Source organism: Xenorhabdus koppenhoeferi (assembly GCF_900116635.1).
Classification (GTDB): domain Bacteria; phylum Pseudomonadota; class Gammaproteobacteria; order Enterobacterales; family Enterobacteriaceae; genus Xenorhabdus; species Xenorhabdus koppenhoeferi.
The window spans coordinates 1-22,669 of the sequence record NZ_FPBJ01000037.1 but is presented as its reverse complement, the minus strand read 5'-3'; the positions used below and the strand labels follow the sequence as shown (position 1 = coordinate 22,669).

Here is a 22,669-nt window from a genome sequence, read left to right as displayed (position 1 = left end):
AAAAATGAAAATGAAAATTATAGTTCTCTTTCTTGCTTCAGCATTTTTAACTGGATGTACTACTAATAAAGAAGAGTTAATGCCTTCAGGTGAATATAACATGATGGAGATTTGGCAGGGTAAAACAGGTGAGAGAGTATCTACGAAACATGTCACACAACAAGCCAGAAATGATTTATCTCGTTCTTTGACAGATAAAGAACAAGCTCAGCAAATTTCTTTATCTGAAAGTTATTCTCGTACTCAGGAAACTGAACTTAGCCAGCAATTTCCACGTTTACCAAATCCAGATATGGTGATGTACGTTTTCCCGCACTTGTCGCAGGGAAATTTACCTGTGCCAGGATACAGCACCGTGTTTCCTTTTTATTATCAAGTTCAGTATGCAATGCCAGGAGAAAGGACGGAAGCATTATGATGGGATTTTCTCTATTTAATAAAAAACACCAACCTAATGTTGAACCAATAACTCAGGAAGGTAGTACATTTAATATTGAAATGCGTGATCCATTAAAGCGACCAGGGCAAATGACATTGGCAGATGAAGAAAAACTTTATCACGCTAACCCTTCTATCATTGACTATTTGCCGTGGGCTGAATATTTAGACGATGAAAAATGCTTGTTGTTGGATGATGGTATCTCTGTAGGTGCTGTTTACTCAATTGATCCAGTACCCACAGAAGGCCGTACTGATAATCGTCTGGAAGAGATACGGGATGTGATTGAAGATGCTCTTCAAGATAGCTTGGAAGAATATGATGAAAATCCTTGGGTTGTGCAGTTTTTTTGTCAGGACGAAAATAATGTAACAGCGTATTTGAATATGTTACGTAATTATATTCGCCCTGCGGCAGAAGGAACAGAATTAACAGAGGCGTGGTTGCAGGAGACTGAACGCCATTTGAAAGGAATAGCTCGCCCTGAAGGTCTTTTCAAAGATAGTTTGGTAACAGGGCAAGCATGGCGTGGGCAACAGAGACGTACTCGTATGGTAGTTTATCGCTGGTTAGGTAAAAATAATCGTGATCCTATGCCTCCGGTAGAGATGCTGAATCAGGTATGTAATCGTTTAAGCAGTGCGCTGAGTAATGCGGGTGTTGTTTGTATACGTCAGAATGGCTATCAGGTTCATGATTGGTTATTACGTCATTTTAATCCTGAGCCTGATTGGGTTGAGAAAGATACTCTTTATCGCGAAGCTGCGTATTGGAGTAAGCAGGATGAAAAAGAAAATAATTTATCAGTGCATAATGATTTTGCCGAAACATTATGGTTTGTACCTCCACGTTCTGACACTAAGCATGGTGTTTGGTGGTTTGATAATAAAGCTCATGGAGTAGTTAACGTTGAACGTTTGCGGAAAGCACCAAATCCAGGTCATTTAACGGGAGAACAACGCCGTGGAGATAAAAATATAAATACCCTAATGGATTTATTTCCAGAAGGGACAATAGTTTCAATAACTATAGTTGCTCAACCACAAGATACCTTAGAACAGGACTTTGATAATTTATATAAAAATGCTGTTGGTGAGAATACTGAATCTATTCGTGTCCGAGAAGATGTAAAAACAGTTAAAGAGTATTTGGGCAACCGTCATAAATTATATAGAGCTTCTTTATCATTTTTATTACGTGCTAATGATGTTGAGGAGTTAAATAGGAAGCGTGTCGAAATAACATCTACATTGCTAACTGCTGGGTTAGAGCCTGTTAAACCTGAATACGATGTAGCGCCGCTTAATGGTTATTTAAGAGCATTACCAATGTGTTTTAACCCTCAAGTCGATAAGAAACATTGGTATACTCGTTTGACGTGGGTGCAGCATTTAGCCGGATTATTACCTGTTACAGGACGCTCGATAGGAACGGGAAATCCGGGTTTTTCCTTCTTTAATCGTGGCGGTGATGTATTAACTTTCGATCCGCAAAATAAGAATGATCGTTCTCAAAATGCCCACTTATTATTATTTGGCCCAACAGGTGCCGGTAAGTCTGCAACGTTATGCTCTATGTTATCGCAATTAATGGCTGTCCATCGTCCTAGATTATTTATTGCTGAAGCTGGTAATAGTTTTGGTTTGTTGGCTGATTATTATGAAAGTTGTGGGCTAACGGTCAATAAAATTAGTGTTAAACCTGGTGCGAAAGTGAGTTTACCGCCGTTTGCAGATGCTCATAAATTGCTACAAACGAACGTTACTGATTTGAAACTTAATACTGATGATTTACCTGATATTAACGATGACGAAGAAAATGAAAACGAAGAACGTGACATATTAGGCGAGATGGAAATTGCAGCCCGTTTGATGATAACTGGTGGTGAGCCAGACGAAGAAAAACGATTAACGAGAGCTGATAGAGGGATGATTCGTGAAGCCATATTAATGGCAGCAAGAAGTACATTTGCTCAGAAAAAGCAAATGTTAGCTGAAGATTTACAAAAGGCTCTCTATGAAATTGCAGGTGATACTCATAGCCGAGACGAACGCCGTTGTGCCCGTGCTGCTGAAATGGCAGAAGCGATGAGCCTTTTTACCCAAGGGTTCGAGGGTGAGCTTTTTAATCAACCCGGTGTCTCTTGGCCTGAAGCTGATGTTACTTTGATTGATCTTGGTCATTTAGCCCGTGAAGGCTATGAGGCGGCGATGGCACTAACAATGGTATCTCTAATTAATACTATTAATAACATTGCTGAGCGAGATCAGTATCTAGAACGTGATATTAATTTTGTTGTCGATGAGGCCCATATTCTTACTACTAACCCATTGCTATCTCCGTACATGACTAAGGTTGTAAAAATGTGGAGAAAACTGGGAGCGTGGTTATGGTTAGCAACTCAAAACTTAGAAGACTACCCCGATATTGCGGCTAAGATGCTAAATATGGCGGAATGGTGGATCTGTCTGACTATGCCACAGAAAGAAGTAGAAGATATTGCGCGATTTAAGACATTAAGTGAGGAACAAAAAGCAGTACTACGTTCTGCCAGTAAACTCCCCCGTTGTTATACCGAAGGTGTTGTGTTGTCAAAGAAAATTGAAGCGTTGTTTAGAGCTGTGCCACCAAGCTTGTATTTGGCATTGGGGATGACGGAAAAAGAAGAAAAAGCAGAACGCAGAGAACTCATGAAAACACACAATTGTAATGAATTAGAAGCAGCGTATTTAGTTGCTGCAAAGTTAGATCATGCACGTGGATTACCATCAAGAGATGGAGAGGTTAGAGTTTAATATGTTATCTCTAAAATATCTCGCTCCTATAACACGGCTTGAATCTTCTGATATTGGAATGCTTTCTATTTTTGATTGTCATCCTCAGGGGTGTCCTTCCATATCTGAAGACAGCGCTCGTGCGTTAGGACGCTTATTAACTGAAATAAGACGTAGATTGAAAAAAGTTAGTGTAATTACTTGTAACCCTCATCGCATTGGTAGTCGCAATTGTATTTCAATGAGTCTTGGGGATGGCAATGGACATGATGTGAACTTATTGATCACGGTATCTGGTGAATGTCACTGGCCTAAACCAGAATCCTATAAACATCCTAGATGGTTTATCCATGTTACAGATGCAACAGACGCAATTTATTTGATTTTATTTATTTATCAAAGAGTTTATCAAAGAGAGAGAGAGAGAGAGTAGTGAGATGGTGAGTCGCACCCCCATGCGACTCACCGTGTAGCTTCATAATAATTGAACAGTAAGGCAACTTAACTATGAAAACTACGTATTCAAATTAGCAGTTTTTTGGACTTCGATCATCTTTTCTTTAATATCCAACTTTATTTTTATTAAAAAGGAGGTCTGTTAATTAATTATAAAATATTCTTATTATAATTGTTGATTCCATTTAATCTAATGTGTCGTGCTATATCCCCCATATATCGCGATAGATTTTAATGTTTTTAAATAAACAGTAAGGCAACTTAACTATATGAAAAGTAGAATTAAGATTGTTTCTGCATTTGTTTTTTATGCAATTTATAGTGGCGAGTTATTAGCGGAAGAATGCCGTCAAACAATGAGTTCTTATAATGATAATCATTGTGTTGTTACAGATGTTTTAGGTGGAAAGTTTGTCGCAGGGTATAGTATTGGTATTAAAGATAATACTGGGGTCAAAAATAACACTTTGGTAATGGAAAACATCTTATCAAATAAGAATTTTGAATTATATGGTGGGAATACTCCAGCATCTCATGGTTATAATTTAATTGAAAAAAATAATGTAATCATATCTGATAGTAAATTAGGTGGATTAAATTCTTCAGGAGCTTATATTTATGCAGGTAGTATGGTTAGAGCTAACGAAAATTTGGTTTCGCTTAAAAATGTTATAGTCAAAGGAAAGTCAGATATTACTGGAACATTTACTTTTGGAACTACTGATAGTCAGGTATCTAATTCTTCTGTAACTGTTCATGATTCACATTTTATGGACGAGGCTATTATATATGGAGCGCAAGGAGGTGAAAGTAAGTGGGATAACTCAGTGTTAAGGAATAATAGTATTAAAATAGATGGCTCTAAATTTGAAAAGTATACGCTTTTAGTTGGTGGCATGGCTGGGAATATTTCAAATGCAACACTAGTTGACAATAGTGTTAATATTAATGGTTCTATTTTTGAGGACTACGTTAGAATTTATGGTGCGATGAATTTAGCCAGTAAAAGTAATAATGTGAATAATTCATTAAGTGTTGAAAAATCCACTTTTAATCATCTAGTTAATATTACTGGATTACTTTCAAGTATAACATCACCTTATACTCCAGTTTTTGTGTACCTAAAAGATGTAATATTTAATTCTAAGGTAGATATAGTTGGTATCCAAACATCTCATTCTCAAAATTTAAGTGGTGTAAATTTAACCCTTGATGGTCATATTGAGATTAATAAACCAGAAGATTCAACGATTTTATCTGGTCGTAACTTCGGTGATAAAGATAGATTAACAGGAAATACCTTTAATTTTAGAGCAGACCCATTAAAGCTAAAGTCTGTATCAGGATTTGAAGTTTATAATTTTTTTCTAAATGAAAACATTAAAGACGGAGATATTTTACTCAATACAATTGATGCTATTGATATGGGTAAATCAATGGTAACAGTTGATGGTATTCATAAAAATTCAAGTTTAGTGAGTAGTGGAAAAGCCACGTTAATGAGTAATTTTATCGGAGATGCAAAGCTTATTAATTCAGAAACAACATTAGGTACAGCCACTTTATTATCTTTTGTATTAGAAAAACAAAAAACAAAAAATGGTGAGGAATCTATTATTGTCAATGTGATTCCATTTGAACCAAAACCAGAGCCGAAGCCAGAACCAAAGCCTGAGCCGAAACCAGAACCAAAGCCAGAACCAAAACCAGAGCCAAAACCAGAGCCAAAATCAGAGCCGAAGCCAGAACCAAAGCCTGAGCCGAAACCAGAACCAAAGCCAGAACCAAAGCCAGAACCAAAGCCAGAACCAAAACCAGAACCGAAGCCAGAACCAAAACCAGAACCAGAACCAAAACCAGAGCCGAAGCCAGAACCAAACCCGCAAACACAGGCTTACTTGAGTGGAAGAAATGCTGGAATGTTATCTGTCAATAATGGATTAGTTTCAAAAATTACTTTGAAAGGTGAGCAGATTGAACCTTTTGTATTAGTAGAATCAGGCAAAAATAGATTTAATATGGGTAAGAAACTAGATTTAATAACTAGTCATTTTTTAGTAGGAAATGCTATTTATTCAGAGAAACTAGACTCTTCGGTTGGAGTGTTTTTTGAAGCAGGAAACTCATCTTACACCTCATATAATGAAAGCCGCTTGCCGACAGTAAAAGGGAAGGGAAACGTTAATTACAGAGGGGGAGGGATCTTATTCCAGAAAAAAGGTAATGGAAATACTAGGGTTACAACGTCACTAAGGGGGGGTAAATTAAATTACGACTTTAAAACAAATGATTTTGGTGTTAACCAAAATATTACCAGTCACTATAATAGTGACTCAATGTATTGGGGAGCACATATTGGAATCGATAAAAGAATAAAAATTGATAATGAAAATTCTGTAACTGTTCGTGGTATTTATCAGTATACATATATGGATACTGATGAAATTAATGCTAGATCACTTTTGGGTGAAGAGATTATTAAGTTTAATTCTATTAATTCTCATCAAACTAAAATAGATGCAACATTAAAAAACCACATCAATGAAAACGTGGCCTTGAATACAGGATTAGGCTATCAGTATGAATTTGATGGAAAAACAAAAGGCACCATTGAGGGAATTTCTATGAAGGAAACTTCCTCTAAAGGAGGCAGTGGCTTTGCTTCAGTTGGTATTGAATTTGGAGATAAATCCAATTTCAGTGGTGAAATAAAATTAATTGGCTATGTAGGAGATAAAAAAGGTGTGGAAGGGCTATTAAATATAAAATATCGTTTCTAATTTTTCAGCTAAATAATAACAGGCGGTAAATCCGCCTGATTTGCTTTTTGGAAAAATTATATTTTTTGGATTATGAATTGTTTGCTGATTTTCTCAGTCAATTTTTGCATTCTTATTTAGAGGTTACGGTTAAGGACAGAACTAATGAAAAATCGATATATATTAGCAAGTTTTTTTTTGATGGCATTGACTTCAGTTGCTCAGGCAGCGACTGTTATTTATACCGACCATCAAAAACCGCCAGATAAAATTGAATTACATGAAGATGTTCAAGTTGTTTGGCTTGACGCTCCTGATGTGCTGCAAGCTGAATGGATGCACTCCATGAATATTCCTGTTAATGAAGATAATGCGTCTTTACTTTCTGAATTACTTCAATCTTCTGAGTGGCACGAAAAAGAACGAGAAATGATTACTGCTTATCAAGGAGTTATTCATGCTTGGGAATTAGGAATAAAAAAATATCCGGCTATCGTCATTGATGATCGTTATGTTGTCTATGGCAGTACTGATATTGCTCAAGCTAAATCTTTAGTAGAGGAATACCGTGGAGAAAAAAACGAATGGTGACAATGAAACTTAAATTATTAGTCTCAGCCATTTTGATGGGGGCGATGAATGCTCCATATGCTGTTGCTAGTATCAATAGCGCCAATATTATTGCCAGCGCCGTTTCGCCATCCTGTATTAGCTGGCGAGTCAAGGGGATTTGTTATTGGCTATTTTGTACCCCTTGGGGTTGCAAAGTTCGAACATCGGTGAAAGTAGAACATTACATTCCTGAAGCAGTCGTTTCGACATATAACACACTTGATGGAAATCCGTGGCGAGAAATATCTATGGTAAATAAAACGTCTGGAAGCTTGGAAAGTCAAGTTACCGGAATGCTATCAGGTATGACAGCAGGAGGTGGGAATAATGAGCAAAAGATACCAGGGAAGCGGAAATCGAATCTCCATTTTAAATATGCTGATGCTATTGGGCATCCTGCAACATCTTTGATTGGTGACAGTATACCAGGGTATTCCTGTAGTAGTGCTGCAACGCCGTTGTATCCCTATTTCTTAAGTACATTAGATAGCATTTCTTGGCGTTCGGGTATGCCTGAAGCACTTTATCCTGAAGCTCTAGTTCCTGGTATGAGGGAGATAGGAACGCAATACACAGGAAATATGTGGGGGAATGTTTATCCTCGTAGTGGATTTGTTACGCAACAAGATGATGATAAAGCTGCGGCGGTTGTTGCTCAGCGTGTTGCAGACATTATCACTCGTACAGGCCAACCTCATGTATATGTCCCTCTTACTGGTAATAAGAAAGCTGGTTATTGGCCACCTTCTCCAGTACAGGAAAATACCGGGACTAAAAATCATAAATGGCAGCGGCTCTCTCCTCAACTTAATAAAAGTTGTGCTGTTTTTCCTGATGAAAGCGGCACTGTTGCAGAAAACGGTAATTACTCTTGGGCACTTTGGCAACCATATAGTTGTTGCAAGCGTCGTGGGCAAACATTTTTGAGTAGCACAGATTTTTAAGGGTGAACAAAATGAAAAAAAATATCTTACAACATCGAATTACTATGACTGTGACTGCATTAGTATCGATGATTATTTTGTCTGGCCCGGCTTATGCTTGGGAAGATAATAAAATTGGTTACGGTAAAAATCATTCAGGTGCTGTGTCCGATAGGCTTTTTTATACGATTGGTGGAGGAACAGTACTATCCCAGCCCCCAAGTCGTAGTAATTTAGCGCGCCTTGGTAGTATTAATGTAGGTTTGAATAGTGATTTAATGTGTGGGAATTTTGATTTAAAAACTACCGTTAGCAACCAGCTAAATGGTGTTACCAATGGGTTTAAAAATTTAATGGGAGAGGTAATACAAGGGGCTACAGCGGCTGTAGCTAGCCTTCCCGCTCTGGTGCTTCAGAGAGCTAATCCTGGGTTATATGAATTATTAACTAATGGTGTTCTACAGGCGAATGTAGCGTTTGATAAAGCGCAATTTACATGCCAAGCCCTATCTAAGCGGATGATGGACTTTTCTGATAACAATAAATGGACACAAGCTGCGGTTATGGAAGAGTCAAAAAATTTAGTTAATTCTGGTAGTGGTGATGCAGTGCAGGTTAATCAAAGACTAAATGGAGTAACTGGAGAAGAAGGCGTTCCTTGGATTGGAGGTGCTAAACGAGGGGGGAAAGGACAAGCAGCGATCAAACCAACACATGATTTGGCAAAAGCCGGTTTCAATATAATGAATAGTTTGCCAGTAACAAGTAGCCAGACAGTATCAGAAAATCAGTGTACAGGTGCTGTGTGCCAGAGATTTAAGAATAGTGAAGAGGCTGCAAAAACGGTAGTTAAAATCTTAGGAGATCAGTCTATTCGTACTTGTAAGGATGCAAGTCAATGCACAGATGGAACAGAAGAAAATCAGCCAGGAAGTAGTGTAGCGGGGACTGGATTTGCGCCTGTACTGGAAAAAACAGCTAAAGAAAATCAAGAACAGTTAGTCAAGTTGGTTAATGGTCAGTTATCACCTACTACTGAAAATTTATCCAGACTTAAGACGGGTAGTCTGGTAGTAACTCGTGGCGTTATTCAGTCATTAAAACGAGATCCTGATAATGGCGCGTTGGTTCAGAGATTAGCAGGTGAGCTAGCAATGTCTGATACTGTCGAAATGGCATTAACAATGCGTAGGATGTTGATGACAGGGCAATCAGAACCAAATGCTGCTAATCAATCTCAAGCAATAAAAGAAGGTGATCGACGTATTGATATGCTCGACCGTGAAATTAATGCTTTGAAAAATGAAATGGAATTACGCCGCGAAATTTCTAATAACACAGTTTTAACTATTATTGAACGTGATCACCAGAGAACTATAGCCAATCCTCAAATACAGTCTCAGGATAATACAGATAAGCGTATACATTCATTAAGTATCCCTGCTACTGGAGGAGTTAATAAATGAAACTGAAGGTGATTTTGAAATGGTGTTTCTCTATTATTTTTACCATGATAGGGCTGCTTTATATTGCTCATTTTAGCTTAAATTATCCTGAATTTTCCGAGGGCTTAGGGGAGGAAATGTATAAGTGGCGTTATTTTTGGTTCTTATGGCGTATATTATTATATGTTTTCATTGGAAGATTTCTTTGGAAATTATGGTACTCACCGAAGATTTCGTTAGAATCAAGAAACGCTTTAAAGCGTATAATGATTACTGGAACAGTATTTATTTTAGTTAGTGAAATAGTAGTTTGGATGAATGAAGGAGTACATCCATGACTACTAATAACTATCTTGAGTACTTTTTAACATTATTGGGCTGGGTAATTAATAATGGAATTTGGAATGTATTACTCAGTACAGGAATTTTTGTTTCACCTCTTTTAATTAAAATAGTTGGTATTTGGTTAAAAGTGAGAGAAGAAGGAGAAGATGAAGGTAATAAAGCCACTTTATCTATAGCCAGAATTGAAAACTCAGTTTATGGCGCATTTGTAGTAATGGTTTTTTGTTGTGTTCCGCTTTTTAATGTCAGTGTTAGCACTATTAAATTTGATGATAGCCGGGCTAAATACTGTGGAACGTGGACGCCAGCTAAACCAGCAGATTCTGGATATAACGAAGTTATCTCTTCATTGGGTGATAAAACAGCAAAAGTGCCAATATGGTGGATGCTTACTCATAAACTATCTAAAGGTATTACTCAAGCTGCGATAGCATCAATTCCATGTCGTCCAGATTTACGTCAAGTGCGCTTTGAAGTTCAGCATAGTTATGTAAAAAACAGTGCATTAGCCGCAGCATTGCAAGATTTCACTTACGACTGCTATTCACTTGCGTTATACGACTGGAAGAGCAAAGATCAAGGAAAGGAATCAAACGAAAATACCTTGCGAGATATTGGGTGGTTAGGTTCTCAGACATTCTTAAACGGAGCGTATCAGACTCTTCAATCTCGTACACCTAGAGAGGGATTCCCTTGGGTTCCTAAACGAGATGATGGATATCCTAATACAGGTGTAGGAGGTTACCCAACGTGTGCGCAATGGTGGTCGGATGGGAAAGTTGGCCTAAGAAAGTTAGTGATGGAACAAGCTGATCCTGATATGTGGTTACGTGCAAAATCAGCAATTAAGATCATCAATAAAAATTCCAAAGAGTTTGAAGAAGCTGTTATTCGTCGGTTAGTAAGTCCTGAAAGCCTGAAGGTTTCTCAAGGTGGTTCTGTGTATATGGGATATGGGGGTAATGCAGACTTCACTGCGACCAATACAGCAACACGTGCGGGGGCTATGGTCGGGCAAGCTTTAGGATCAATCGCTATATTCCCAGCATTAGATGCTATGAGGCAATCATTACCAATGGTTCAAGCACTGTTGCTGATGGCAATATATGTAATGTTGCCCATGATATTGATGTTTGCAGCCTACGAATTCAAAACAGCTATTACGTTAACATTTGTGATTTTCGCCCTGAATTTTTTGACGTTTTGGTGGGAATTGGCTCGTTGGCTGGATAGTTGGTTAATCAGTGCGTTGTACGATTCAGATACGCATAGCCGCTGGAATGTGATAGGAATGCAAAATACTTCGGACGATATCATTATAAATTTTGTCATGGGAACGATGTTCATCATATTGCCAACGGTGTGGATGGGGGCGTTATCTTGGGCTGGAGTTAAGATTGGCGGTGCGTTAGAAAATGGTATGCAAAGAGGAACTGCTGAATCTAAGCAGGCAGGTGGTAAAGGTGGTGAGGCGGTTGTTAATAAGGTAAGAAAATAATGTTCAGTAATTGGGCTTTATAAGCCCAATTACTGGGTATCGTATTAGACGGGATTTTGGTTTATACATGTAAAGCTAATATCGATCACTGTGATCAACACTTCCATCAGGATAATGATAACCATCTAGATCATAATGCCCATGTTTTAAACGCGCTGTATCAGGTGCATTAGATAGTAACCATATTATGATAAAAAGAAATACTACGATGATCGCCGTGACGATAGCGCTTAGTATAAGTGTAGTTACAACCGAAATACCTAACATCAATATTGGAATATGACCAATCCATGCAGGGATATTCTTCTCTTTTGCTTTGTTAACACATCTCTTATCTAAATTCCTCAGTTTGCTCAAAAGACATTTACAGCCATATGCTGCTTTTGCTCCCCAAAGTTCTCCTTGGGATTTTGTTTTTATGTTTTTTTGCATGTAATCCCCCCCCCTTTTTTTGATTTATAGCGAAATGTTAGGTCAATAATTATCCGCTGTCTATAAAAAAGCCTAAAGAAAGCAAGACGAGAATTAGACATGGTTTCCGAAAATTCCGAAAAATAGGCTTAAATATAACCTTAATGATTTAAAAACACGATTTGAGCACTGGTATCCGGGGATCAAAATTGCGGCATGAGTGCCCCCCCTCTCTGTCAGCATAGCAGCGGAGACAGCCTCTTCACATCGTCGTCAGGAACCGGATATTCTTCTCGCCTCAATTGTTGCGCGAAAACTATTGTTAGTCATCCCCGCAATACAGCATAAATTCAAGTAGAAATTTTTCAGTAAGAATTGCAGGGGAATATCGACGCGGTGGTAAATGTATCCTACAGTAATATTATTCCTAATAGGCTCCACTTAATTAACCCGAATTCTGGATAAGAAATTGACGAGAAGCCTGTTCCAGGAGCAATGTTTTGGTGCTCGCCGAAACAGCTCCGAGGAGGAACAGGCTATGAACAAATTAGTTGAAATATTTTGTGATGTCGATGATTTTTGCCGTTTTTTTATCCCACAGTGGACACAATTTTGTCTCGATAATGGATACCGCCTTCGTCGCCGACAAGGTCATATGTATCCCAGTGAAATCATGACTATTTTGATCCTCTTCCATATGTCGAATTACCGTAATTTTAAACTTTTTTATCTGGAGCATATTTGGAAATATCACCATCACGATTTTCCCACCTTACTGAGTTATACCCGTTTTGTCAGTGTCGCGCCTTCCGTTTTGACGCCGCTGTGCAGCTATCTGACTCAATTAAAAGGAAAACCCACCGGTATTGCTTTTATTGACTCCACGAGCTTGCGCGTGTGTTATAACATTCGTATTCCCCGTCATAAAGTATTTGAAGGGGTCGCCGCACGAGGAAAAACCTCAATGGGCGGGTTTTATGGTTTCAAATTACACTTGATTGTGAACCATTTGGGGGAAATTCTGGCGCTTAAAGTGACACCGGGTAATGTAGATGATCGAGAGCCTGTTCGTGAATTATCACAAGAATTAACGGGTTCTCTTTACGGTGACAAAGGCTATCTCAGTAAAGCATTGGCGGACGATTTAGCCCAAAACGGGATCACTTTCATCACAAGGAAGCGCCGGAACATGAAAGCACAAGCGCAGGCAGAGTGGGATAGAATAATGTTATTAAAACGGTTTAGTATCGAAACCATTAATGGTCAATTGAAACTCATTTCTCAAATAGAGCATTCTCGTCACCGAAGTATAAAAGGATTTCAGTTAACCGTTTTATGTGGATTGATTGCTTACTGCATGAAAGAAAAGAAACCGTCACCAAAGATTTTCTACTCAGATGACGATTTCCCCGCAGCAGCTTAAGCAGAATTCGGGTTAATTATTGAAATAAAAATTAGGTTATTTAGGGGTATCTTATGAAGATATACAGACACGCTGTATTCCCAATAACTCTTAGGGTGACTTTACTGTTCTCGGGGATAAGTATTGATGCAATAGCGGAATCGTCATCATGTGGCTCTTCGAATACAGAAACCACCATTTCCAGAAATGAGACAGCCCCCTGTAATCTCTCACAGGGCGAAAATCTTACTATTAAAAAGAATGCATCCATTGATGCCCCTATAGGGCGGCCAAATAAGTATGATCCATATGGTCAGAAATACAATGCAGTCAATATCGGCGCTGACTATAATCAGGCACAAGTAATTTCTGTTGATAGCATTGAGAATAACGGCGTGTTGCAGGGAAACAATGGAGTCTTAGTAACTTACAGTGGTTCTGTTGGAAATTTACGTAATCACGGAACCATCAGCGGAACGAACGGCGCCGTATGGGTTTCTGGTCAAATGAATATGCTAGATAATTATGGCTCAATTAATTCCGGTAATGACACTGACTCATTGAATGCAATACAGATACAACCTGCTAGTGGCACACATGATAATAGCCAATATGGACGAATAGGCACCATCCTAAATCAGAAGGAAGGCTCGATTGATGGGATATCTGTTGTCACTTCAACACTTAAGCTTCTTCATAATTTTGGAACACTGAAATCTCAGCAGAATAATTCTCTCTCTACTTTAGCCGCGTTTGCTATTGATATGGGCAGTAATGTCGGCATTTTCAATAATGATGGAACAGTGATTGGTCCTAACCACGGTGTTCTGGTTCAGAATGGAGGATACCTCGAAAATCTCTATAATCACTCCGGGAGTAAAGGGGTCACAGCTGAGCAGGATGCCATTCAGGTCACCGGGCAAGGCATGGCTCTATTGGATGTTAATCCTCACATCAGGTCGTCCAAAATTAAACAGATTACCAATGCTTCCTTGCTATATGGAAAGCGCAATGGCATTTCTATTGATGATAAAGGCGCTGTTGATACTATAACGAATTTAGATGGCGGGGTGATACAAGGGGATAAATTTTCTATAAATAATCAGGGAACCTTAATCAACGGCATTGATAATGCGGGCACGATTGACGGCGATGTTGAGCTTGGAAGCGCCCGCCTTTATATGTCTGGCCCGAATGCAATCCTGAAAGGCAATGTCTCCGGGACGAAAGATTCAGTTGTCACCATAGGGTCAAAAGATGGCCTGACCAAAAATCTGAACCTTTCATTTACTCACAACATGAATGCCGGAGTGGTCAGGATATTATCAGGAAATGCGTTAAGTCTGGGTGACGGACACACAACCGGAAACATCTCCAGTGATATCAATAATGAAGGCCGCCTTCATTTCAACCGGAATGATAAAACGACTTATAGCCATATCATAAGCGGAACTGGCTCCGTTCACCAAGTGGGTAGTGGCACAACCCTCTTGACGGGGGAAAATACCTATACCGGCGAGACAAAAATCGACTCGGGAACGCTGCAACTCGGTGATAACGAGACGACGGGAAGCATTGATAAGACTTCCAGCGTGACAATCGGACAGTCTGGGGTGCTGGCTTTTGATCATAACAACAATATGACCTTTTTCAATAATATTTCTGGTACTGGCGGCGTGGAGCATGTTGGCAAAGGAACGACCATTCTGAGTGGTCAGAATACGTATGTTGGAAAAACTAATATCAAAACGGGTACGTTACAGTTTAACACCCGAAACAATGGGCCGGACACTCGCTTAGTTGCCATCGGGTCTGAAGGTACTCTGGCACTCAACCTGAATGGAACACGCCGTTTTGACGGTGTGATTTCCGGCAAGGGGCATCTCTGGAAGATGGGCGCAGGCATCACAACACTCAGCTCGGATTCCTCTGCCTTTACAGGGTCAACGGGTGTTGAGGAAGGAACCCTTATCGTTGACGGTAAACTGGGCACAACTGCTTCGGCTTTTAATGTGAAAAAGGGAGGCACCGTTAATGGCTCCGGCACAATAGGGGGCACGGCAACGATTGAAAACGGGGGGCACCTTTCTGGCAAACAGGGTGATACCTTAACATTTGGTCATGATCTTATTCTTGGCCACGGGGCAAATGTCGGTGTTTCACTGGGGGCGGCGGAGACTTCTGCGTCTGCGTTATTTGATGTGCGTGGCAATCTGACACTGGCGGGAACGCTTAACGTCACCGACCTTGGTGGTTTTTCCGCAGGTGAATACGATATCTTCCATTATGGCGGCACCTTAACAAACAACGGAATGATGCTTACTGGCGGAGCACCCGGTGCTCTCTCTCTCGATACGGGCAGGGACAAGAAAGTCTATCTTACCAATACAGGCGGCATGTTCCTGAACTATTGGGATGGCGGGGACGCCAGCAAGCATAACAATGGTGTTATTGACGGGGGGAACGGCGTCTGGCAGGTCGGCGGCGGGAATAACTGGACGTCAAAAGCAGGGCGGCCAAATGCCAGTTGGAGCAATGCCGATCAGTTTGCCATCTTCTCCGGCACCGCAGGAAAGGTGCAGGTTGATAATGGCGGAGGTCAGGTCACCGTCAATGGCATGCAGTTTGGCACCGACGGTTACACTATTACCGGCACCCCGCTGGTTTTAAAAAATGACAATACAGGCAGTGCCAAAATCCGTGTCGGCACCGGCAATCAGTCAGCGGCAGCGGCAGCGGGCAGTACAGCCACGATTGAGTCAAACCTGACAGGTTCGGCGACCCTTGAAACCACCGATTACGGGACGCTGGTTTTGAAAGGGAAGAATGATTACACGGGCGGCACAAAAGTGACACGGGGTATCCTTCAGCTCGGTGACGGTGGAACTACAGGCAGTATCTCCGGTGATGTTGTCACAGGAGATAAAGCTACGCTTGTCTTTAACCGATCAAATGCAGTGAGGTTCAGCGGCCATATCACGGGCAAGGGAAATCTGGTTCAGAACGGGGGCGGTACAACTCTTCTGACGGGCGGGAATCACTATACAGGCACGACAACAATACAAAAAGGAACCCTTCGCCAAGGCGCAAAGGCGGCTTTCAGCACGGCTTCGTCCTATACAATCGGACAGGATGGTACGCTTGATATGGGGGGATTTAATACAACAATTTCCGCGTTAAATAACAATGGCAGCGTGCGGGTTGGCGGAGATAATCACGCTGTAGGACGTATGCTGACAGTGGCGGGTGATTACAGTGGCAATAACGGTACGGTGAGTTTATCGACGACATTGGCGGGTGATAACTCAAAGACTGACAGACTTGTGGTGAATGGCAGTACATCGGGTATAACGCAGCTCGCAATCAAAAATGTCGGCGGAATGGGGGCAAAAACGCAGGAAGGGATCAAGGTGATTGATGTACAAGGTGCATCGGACGGAACTTTCAATTTAGTGGGTGACTATCATTATCAGGGAGACCCCGCCATTGTCGCGGGTGCCTATGCCTACCGTCTCTATAAGAATGGCACTGATAATTCGGATGGAAACTGGTATTTGCGATCGTCGTTGACCCGGGCAAAACCCAATCCAGAACCGGCACAACATTATCAGGCAGGGGTGAGCGTTTATGAAACTTATGGCCGGATTTTGCAGACACTGAATGCGCCGGAATCTTTGCGTGACCGGATTGGAGGACGTCAATATCCGTTGCCTGACATAGATAAGTTCAGAAGCGCCGAGGGTAAAGACAGCACAGACGAGAGTACAAACCCGACGCCCAATGGGGTATGGGGACGGCTGAGCGCTTCTCACGGTAAATTGTCGCCACGTGTGACGACATCAGGTGCTGATGCGACGACCTATAACCTGTTCCGTGCTCAGATAGGTCTGGACAAACGTTTTTATGAAAATGCCCAAGGCACCTTGGATGGCGGCGTTTTCCTGCAATATTCGAATATTGATGCCAAAGTTGGCTCTGTGCATGGTGAAGGTGACATTCGGGCAAAAGGCTACACGGTCGGGGCGACCAGTACGTGGTACGGCAAGAATCAGTTCTATTTGGATGGGCTGGCTCAGGTGACCTACTTTAATAATGACCTGAATTCAACGACGGCCAGCCAGCCTTTGGGCAATAATAAGTCCGCCCTGGGATATGCCTTGAGTCTGGAAGCAGGACAAGGGTTTGATTTGAGTCCGAGATGGTCACTGACTCCACAAGCACAGCTCATGTTCTCTTCTGTTGATATGAACGGATTCCATGATCCGTTTGGTGACAAAATCCACTTTAACCAAAGTGAGAACATGAAACTCCGTGTTGGCACGGCGATAGACTATCGTGACAAGTGGCACGACGCTCTGAGCAAAGAGGAAAAATCTACCCATTTATATGGCTTTGTCAATATAAACCAGGAAGTTTTGGGGCGCAGTGACTTGACTGACGTTGCCAATGTTGGCTTTATCAGTGGTGATGACCGTACTTGGGGAGGCGTGGGGGCAGGCGGCTCTTACCATTGGGGGGATGGCAAATATTTCATCTATGGTGAAACTTCAGCCAATACCAGCCTGAATAATTTTGCTGACAGCTACGATATGAAGGCCAAAATTGGTATCAAGAGGACATGGTGATTAAGTCAGTGCCACTGTAACTAACAAAAATCGTGGGGATAATTCCCCACGATGGAAATCTCAGCGGTTTTCACTGATGGTAAGACAGGCATTCATCCTTCATGGGTCCATCCCACCAGACAGACAAAAAAATCATTGTAATCAATCGAGCCACCAAAATCTTCAAAGGCCGCACAATAGGTATATCCCAGTGTTGGAGATCCCGCGCTTGGCGTTATCAGATTTGCGCTAAAGGAATTATCAAGTTTCTGACTTTCTGGACAATCAACAACGCAAGTAAGCTCTCCGTCCGGTCCTGTGTATTCAAATGAGCTGGAGTATTTATAGATTGAAGCATCGCCATCCTCATTTTTTGTCCATGTACCGTAAATAGTTCCGGTGCTTTTATCGGTTAGTGTTATTGTATAATCATAACCCGCTTCGGTCATAAAGTAATATGAGACATACCAGCCACTTTTTATGGCGGCAAATGAAAGGGTTTTCGTTGCCATGATTAATATCTCCCTAATTTTTATTTGGTGTATTTTACGCTGCCGATATAATTATTGGCCGTAGCTGATATAACACAATACCCGCCTATTTTACCTTTCAGGTTTATTTTGAATTGTCCGTATTCATCTGTAGATATGGATTGTATCGTATCGGGGTTAGAGCCAATGTTCAGTACGGCATGGATATTATGGGCCAGGTCTTATAATAGACGGTCGCCTTTTTAATTTGTTTAAGCGTCTGTTTATCGTGAACCTGAATTGTAATTATTTCATATTCTTCGCTAATTTGTTCTTTTCCGGTTATTTCTAATATTGCTTCATTCGTAGGTGAAAAATACAGCTCAGCCGTATTGGATGCAGCGCCTGATGATACTTGGATTGCGAAAAGACCATCCGCACGTGAAGTTGAACAGAAAACAACTTTTCCATCCTGATCTGTGGTACAGGAAGACGGCGCAATACTCATATTATCTTTGGTGATAATGTGTATTGGCACACCGGATACCGACTGCGTTTTTTCATCTAAGGCCGTGATGAGTATAACATTCGGTGTATAATCATTGGCGGGCATCCCATTCGTCAAAACCTCCGTTTTCAGCGAGGCAATGGCCGGAAATGGTGAGGGATCTGACTTTATAATTGTGACGCTGTTGGTTGCCGAATCCGATGGGTTCCCGGCAAAGTCGGTGACGGTATAGAAAACATTGTAGCTCCCAAGAGGAATAGTGGAAAAAGGGATGGTTATTTCATAAGCAGGATAATGTTGATTTTCATTGGTAATATAATAGGGAATTGACGATAGATACTGATTCAGATAAACAATGATAACATCACCAATATGGACAGCCTCATAGTGATTTATTTTTATCACCAGTATGGATTGATCCAGTTTTGATAAGTCAATGGTTCCATCGTAACTTTGTGGTAAAAAAGGCGCAACAAGGCTGTTTTTCTTTATAGGCATACAATGACCTCTTTACAAAACAAACCATTTTATTGATAAGGGGGACATGCCAATAACAGTGGCTATCAGCATGTCAGATATTTGAATTATTAAGGTGCAACCGTGTCGAATCCGCGGGTGAGAAGTTGCGATTTCTGGTTCTGGGCAAGACGGCTATAGTCTATTGAAATCGAACCTTCAAAATCCCCCTGTACTGTGTCATAACCGAGAAGTTTATCGGCAGCGATGAGGTGCTTGTAATAACCATTATCAATTTCTCCTGGTTGTACAATGTGATTTTCAACTACCACGATCGGTAGAGGACGTACTGGTGATTGTGTATCGATGCAGTATGAAATATAGGCTTTAATTGTAATCGAGTCACCTGCTGTGATCTTATTAGGAACACTCGGATCAGCGGGTAGCCAGATCTCAATTCCTTTGTTACCGATGCTGTGGATATTTATTGACTGATATATGCCAATAGTCATGCCGAACTGGTCATATACCTCTGGCGCATCTAAAGTCCGATTTTTGGCATTGGGGTCAGGACTGTTATTGCCACCGCTATCATAGTTTATATAATTAAACTTGGATCTTACTGGCATACCTGTTTGGTCAAGCGCAACAAAGCAGAGATGATTATCCCCCGAATATAAATCGCTGTAGGCGGCTTTAAATTTATAATATCCGTCTTCTTCAACTGTTATCTGTCCCGCGAATAGTTCTGTTTTAAAAACGTCTTCTTTATCGTCTGTCGTAAACCCGATGATAAAACTGCCGATTCTGGCTCCCTCGTAACTCGAAATTAGGACCGTAAACTCATCCGATTGATCCGGCCTTGTTAAAGTGGAAGACGAAAGTGTTTCTTCAATGCTTGGGGGTTCCAAGCTGTTGGATACATTAGTCGGAACGGTCGTCATAAATAGGGTTTGTTTTTGATTGTATTCCTCATCATTAAATATCGTATCAATCTCAACAATTCCACGGACATTCTGAGTGGCGTATATTTTTAGGTTCACCGCAGAGTTTGATGTTTTCTGTATCAGGTAATAATAATACGAGTTTTCCTGATCAATCTTATAAAGAGGAAGTTCAGCCATGTCCACTGTGAATATTCGTAGTGGGGCTGTTGTACGAAGCGGAATATCATAGTTTGAGATTGATCCTCCCTTTTTTAACATCGGGTTGATTGACGCTAAAATAAATGGGTTGGTTGTTGGAGATTGCCCCGTTAATGTAACAGGATTAGGGTCATACAAATAAGCTGCTGCTCCTTTCAGCGCACAAGTCTCTGGGTTCAGTTCTGGGTTATCGACCGCGTGATAAGTTACCTCCTTACTAGGGTTTCCTGTCGTATTTGCGGTAAACTTGATTTTGTGATCGTCGCCGCTTTCGGCGGCTTGGAATATCAATTGCTGGGAAAATACTTGCTGATAAACTTTGCCGGGAAATGTCTTTATTAATGTTATACCCGGTGGGAAAATAGCACTGACCTGCACAGTGTTTTGAATATTATCTTCACCCGATATCGAAACAACCACACTGAAGGGTTGTCCTTTGATAATATTTTTATTATCAGCAGGAACTGTTGTCATGATAGTCATTATATTATCCTGTAAAAGTATAAAGTCTATTCTTAACTGAAATTACATTTTGTAAATGCAATAACTATTAAGCTTTAACTCTGTTTCGAAAGTAACATCTTGATGAAAGGTGACAGCCAATAGCAGTCACTATTAGCTGTCACACATTCCGATTAATTAAGGGGCGACTGTCCCAAAACCTCTAGTGAAAATTTTCGATTTCTGCTTCTGGGCAAGACGACTGTAATCTATTGTGAGCACGCCTACATCATAGCCATCTGCGACCTCATACCCCTTCAGTTTATCGGCCGTGATGGTAACCTTATAATAACTATTATCAATTTCTCCCGGTTGTACAATGTGATTTTCAGCTACCACAATTGGCAGAGGACGGGCTGGTGTTTCTGTATCGTCGCAGTGTGAGATATAGGCTTTAATCGTGATCTTGTCACCTGCGGCAATGGTATGATTTGGATTCTGAGCGTCGGATAGTAGTCGAACCTCAAGCCCTTTTGTACCAATACTGTAGATATTAATTGGATCGTGTTTGCTAATAAATTGACCGTATTGATCATATACTTCTGGTGCAACCAGCGTCCGGTATTTATCAAAGGGACTTGGACCGTTAATACCGCCGTTATCATAATTTATGTAATTAAGCTTGGACCTTACTGGCATACCTGTTTGGTCAAGTGCAACAAAGCAGAGATGATTATCCCCCGAATATAAATCGCTGTAGGCGGCTTTAAATTTATAATATCCGTCTTCTTCAACCGTTATCTGTCCCGCGAATAGTTCTGTTTTAAAAACGTCTTCTTTATCGTCCGTCGTAAATCCGATGATAAAATTGCCGATTCTGGCTCCCTCGTAACTCGAAATTAGGACCGTAAACTCATCCGATTGATCCGGCCTTGTTAAAGTGGAAGACGAAAGTGTTTCTTCAATGCTTGGGGGTTCCAAGCTGTTGGATACATTAGTCGGAACGGTCATTATAAATATGGCTTGTTTTTGATTGTATTCCTCATCATTGAATATCGTATCAATCTCAACAATCCCACGGACATGCTGAGTGGCGTATATTTTTAGGTTCACCGCAGAGTTTGATGTTTTTTGTATCAGGTAATAATAATACGAATTTTCCTGATCAATCTTATAAGGAGGAAGTTCAGCCATATCCTCTGTGAATATCCGCAGTGGGGCTGTTGTACGAAGCGGAATATCATAGTTTGAGATTGCCCCTCCCCTTTTTAACATCGGGTTGATTGATGCTGAAACAAATGGGTTGGTTGTTGGAGGTTGACCCGTTAATGTAACAGGACTAGGGTCATACAAATAAGCCGCTGCTCCTCTCAGTGCGCAAGTATCAGGGTTCAATTCTGGGTTGTTTATAGGTTTATAGGTTACCTCCGTATGTGCTTTGCTCGGTGAGGTTGAGGTAAACGTGATTTTGTGAGCGTTGTTGCTTTCGTCGGCTTGGAATATCAATTGCTGGGAAAATACTTTCTCATAAACTTCGCCGGGAAATGTCTTTATTAGTGTAATACCGGGTGGGAGGGTAGCACTGACCTCCACAGTATTCTGAATATTAGTTTCACCCGAAATCGAAACAACCACACTGAAGGGTTGCCCTTTGATAACTTGGATTCACATATTAAGCGCAACACCGTAATGGACGAAGTAAATGAGTGGGTATTCCTTTAAATAACTCATTCGGTGTTTTGTAATCTCGTGTTTTACGAGGGCGATTATTTAATCGGTTTGCCACAAGGTTAATCTCCCGCTCTGATACCTTATTAAAATCAGTTCCTTTTGGGAAGTAATCTCGGATTAATCCATTCGTGTTCTCATTTATCCCTCTTTCCCAGGGGGAATACGGGTGAGCAAAATAAATTTTTGTCTCTAAATTTTTACTGATCAGTTCGTGTTCGGCAAATTCGAGGCCGTTATCAAAGGTCATTGT

At 40.8% G+C, this 22,669-nt stretch carries 17 protein-coding genes; 11 read left to right on the top strand and 6 right to left on the bottom strand.

The genetic code is table 11. From position 1 onward, the window contains the following. The first annotated feature begins 4 nt into the window (after positions 1 to 4). From BM329_RS11490 to BM329_RS11455, 9 genes are all read left to right on the top strand, one after another. On the top strand, positions 5 to 418 hold the full coding sequence (locus BM329_RS11490; protein WP_092553217.1) for a TIGR03751 family conjugal transfer lipoprotein: 414 nt from the start codon (positions 5 to 7) through the stop codon (positions 416 to 418). Further along, positions 418 to 3,234: a conjugative transfer ATPase gene (locus BM329_RS11485; protein WP_041981966.1), complete on the top strand. Its 2,817-nt coding sequence runs from the start codon at positions 418 to 420 to the stop codon at positions 3,232 to 3,234. The genes BM329_RS11490 and BM329_RS11485 overlap by 1 nt, the downstream gene beginning before the upstream one ends. A 1-nt stretch (position 3,235) precedes the next feature. Continuing rightward, entirely contained in the window at positions 3,236 to 3,646 is a 411-nt protein-coding gene (locus BM329_RS14520; protein ID WP_177216255.1) for an acetyltransferase, read from the top strand. Between the two features lie 292 nt (positions 3,647 to 3,938). Continuing rightward, complete coding sequence (locus BM329_RS11480; RefSeq protein ID WP_092553212.1) at positions 3,939 to 6,449, top strand: autotransporter outer membrane beta-barrel domain-containing protein; 2,511 nt, start codon at positions 3,939 to 3,941, stop codon at positions 6,447 to 6,449. 144 nt (positions 6,450 to 6,593) lie between these two features. After that, positions 6,594 to 7,019 carry a TIGR03757 family integrating conjugative element protein gene (locus BM329_RS11475; protein WP_041982440.1) on the top strand — a complete coding sequence of 142 codons (426 nt, stop codon included), beginning with the start codon at positions 6,594 to 6,596 and terminating at the stop codon, positions 7,017 to 7,019. Further along, a complete protein-coding gene (locus BM329_RS11470) occupies positions 7,013 to 7,984 on the top strand; it encodes a TIGR03756 family integrating conjugative element protein (RefSeq protein ID WP_041982442.1) in 972 nt (323 codons plus the stop codon). The genes BM329_RS11475 and BM329_RS11470 overlap by 7 nt, the downstream gene beginning before the upstream one ends. 44 nt (positions 7,985 to 8,028) lie before the next feature. Further along, a complete protein-coding gene (locus BM329_RS11465) occupies positions 8,029 to 9,429 on the top strand; it encodes an integrating conjugative element protein (RefSeq protein WP_245759068.1) in 1,401 nt (466 codons plus the stop codon). Beyond that, positions 9,426 to 9,746, top strand: a complete 321-nt coding sequence (locus BM329_RS11460) for a hypothetical protein (protein ID WP_041982446.1) — start codon at positions 9,426 to 9,428, stop codon at positions 9,744 to 9,746. Before BM329_RS11465 ends, BM329_RS11460 begins: the two co-directional genes overlap by 4 nt. After that, the gene (locus BM329_RS11455; RefSeq protein ID WP_041982448.1) at positions 9,743 to 11,251 is read left to right on the top strand and encodes a conjugal transfer protein TraG N-terminal domain-containing protein; all 1,509 of its coding nucleotides are present in this window, start codon (positions 9,743 to 9,745) and stop codon (positions 11,249 to 11,251) included. Before BM329_RS11460 ends, BM329_RS11455 begins: the two co-directional genes overlap by 4 nt. A 75-nt stretch (positions 11,252 to 11,326) precedes the next feature. On the opposite strand, the gene BM329_RS11450 is transcribed toward BM329_RS11455, so the two are convergent. Then, entirely contained in the window at positions 11,327 to 11,683 is a 357-nt protein-coding gene (locus tag BM329_RS11450) for a hypothetical protein (RefSeq protein ID WP_052453785.1), read from the bottom strand. Positions 11,684 to 12,200: 517 nt separating this feature from the next. Between BM329_RS11450 and BM329_RS11445 the strand changes: the two genes are divergently transcribed. Both BM329_RS11445 and BM329_RS11440 read left to right on the top strand, forming a co-directional pair. After that, on the top strand, positions 12,201 to 13,085 hold the full coding sequence (locus BM329_RS11445) for an IS982 family transposase (RefSeq protein WP_092553210.1): 885 nt from the start codon (positions 12,201 to 12,203) through the stop codon (positions 13,083 to 13,085). A gap of 53 nt (positions 13,086 to 13,138) precedes the next feature. Next, complete coding sequence (locus BM329_RS11440) at positions 13,139 to 17,689, top strand: autotransporter outer membrane beta-barrel domain-containing protein (RefSeq protein ID WP_092553208.1); 4,551 nt, start codon at positions 13,139 to 13,141, stop codon at positions 17,687 to 17,689. 92 nt (positions 17,690 to 17,781) lie between these two features. Here the strand turns inward: BM329_RS11440 and BM329_RS11435 are convergent, their stop codons facing one another. The 5 genes from BM329_RS11435 to BM329_RS11415 form a co-directional block, all read right to left on the bottom strand. Continuing rightward, positions 17,782 to 18,180 (bottom strand): hypothetical protein, encoded by a 399-nt coding sequence (locus BM329_RS11435; RefSeq protein WP_041982127.1) that lies wholly within the window; start codon positions 18,178 to 18,180, stop codon positions 17,782 to 17,784. A 169-nt stretch (positions 18,181 to 18,349) separates the two neighbouring features. Next, positions 18,350 to 19,144, bottom strand: coding sequence for an Ig-like domain-containing protein (locus tag BM329_RS11430; protein WP_245759067.1), 795 nt, complete (start codon positions 19,142 to 19,144; stop codon positions 18,350 to 18,352). 89 nt (positions 19,145 to 19,233) lie between these two features. After that, positions 19,234 to 20,730, bottom strand: a complete 1,497-nt coding sequence (locus tag BM329_RS11425) for a hypothetical protein (RefSeq protein WP_092553206.1) — start codon at positions 20,728 to 20,730, stop codon at positions 19,234 to 19,236. A 156-nt stretch (positions 20,731 to 20,886) separates the two neighbouring features. Then, positions 20,887 to 22,323 (bottom strand): hypothetical protein, encoded by a 1,437-nt coding sequence (locus BM329_RS11420; RefSeq protein ID WP_245759066.1) that lies wholly within the window; start codon positions 22,321 to 22,323, stop codon positions 20,887 to 20,889. A gap of 37 nt (positions 22,324 to 22,360) precedes the next feature. Next, positions 22,361 to 22,669: IS30 family transposase (locus tag BM329_RS11415; protein ID WP_143101206.1), on the bottom strand; the 309-nt coding region annotated here is incomplete at its 5' end.

Bases quoted from the DNA above. Each gene is read 5' to 3' on its own strand.
- BM329_RS11445 (WP_092553210.1), top strand. From the start codon at position 12,201: ATGAACAAATTAGTTGAAATATTTTGTGATGTCGATGATTTTTGCCGT.
- BM329_RS11435 (WP_041982127.1), bottom strand. From the start codon at position 18,180: ATGGCAACGAAAACCCTTTCATTTGCCGCCATAAAAAGTGGCTGGTAT.
- BM329_RS11485 (WP_041981966.1), top strand. From the start codon at position 418: ATGGGATTTTCTCTATTTAATAAAAAACACCAACCTAATGTTGAACCA.
- BM329_RS11470 (WP_041982442.1), top strand. From the start codon at position 7,013: ATGGTGACAATGAAACTTAAATTATTAGTCTCAGCCATTTTGATGGGG.
- BM329_RS11460 (WP_041982446.1), top strand. From the start codon at position 9,426: ATGAAACTGAAGGTGATTTTGAAATGGTGTTTCTCTATTATTTTTACC.
- BM329_RS11465 (WP_245759068.1), top strand. From the start codon at position 8,029: ATGACTGTGACTGCATTAGTATCGATGATTATTTTGTCTGGCCCGGCT.
- BM329_RS11455 (WP_041982448.1), top strand. From the start codon at position 9,743: ATGACTACTAATAACTATCTTGAGTACTTTTTAACATTATTGGGCTGG.
- BM329_RS11490 (WP_092553217.1), top strand. From the start codon at position 5: ATGAAAATGAAAATTATAGTTCTCTTTCTTGCTTCAGCATTTTTAACT.
- BM329_RS11450 (WP_052453785.1), bottom strand. From the start codon at position 11,683: ATGCAAAAAAACATAAAAACAAAATCCCAAGGAGAACTTTGGGGAGCA.
- BM329_RS11430 (WP_245759067.1), bottom strand. From the start codon at position 19,144: ATGCCTATAAAGAAAAACAGCCTTGTTGCGCCTTTTTTACCACAAAGT.
- BM329_RS11425 (WP_092553206.1), bottom strand. From the start codon at position 20,730: ATGACTATCATGACAACAGTTCCTGCTGATAATAAAAATATTATCAAA.
- BM329_RS11440 (WP_092553208.1), top strand. From the start codon at position 13,139: ATGAAGATATACAGACACGCTGTATTCCCAATAACTCTTAGGGTGACT.
- BM329_RS14520 (WP_177216255.1), top strand. From the start codon at position 3,236: ATGTTATCTCTAAAATATCTCGCTCCTATAACACGGCTTGAATCTTCT.
- BM329_RS11480 (WP_092553212.1), top strand. From the start codon at position 3,939: ATGAAAAGTAGAATTAAGATTGTTTCTGCATTTGTTTTTTATGCAATT.
- BM329_RS11475 (WP_041982440.1), top strand. From the start codon at position 6,594: ATGAAAAATCGATATATATTAGCAAGTTTTTTTTTGATGGCATTGACT.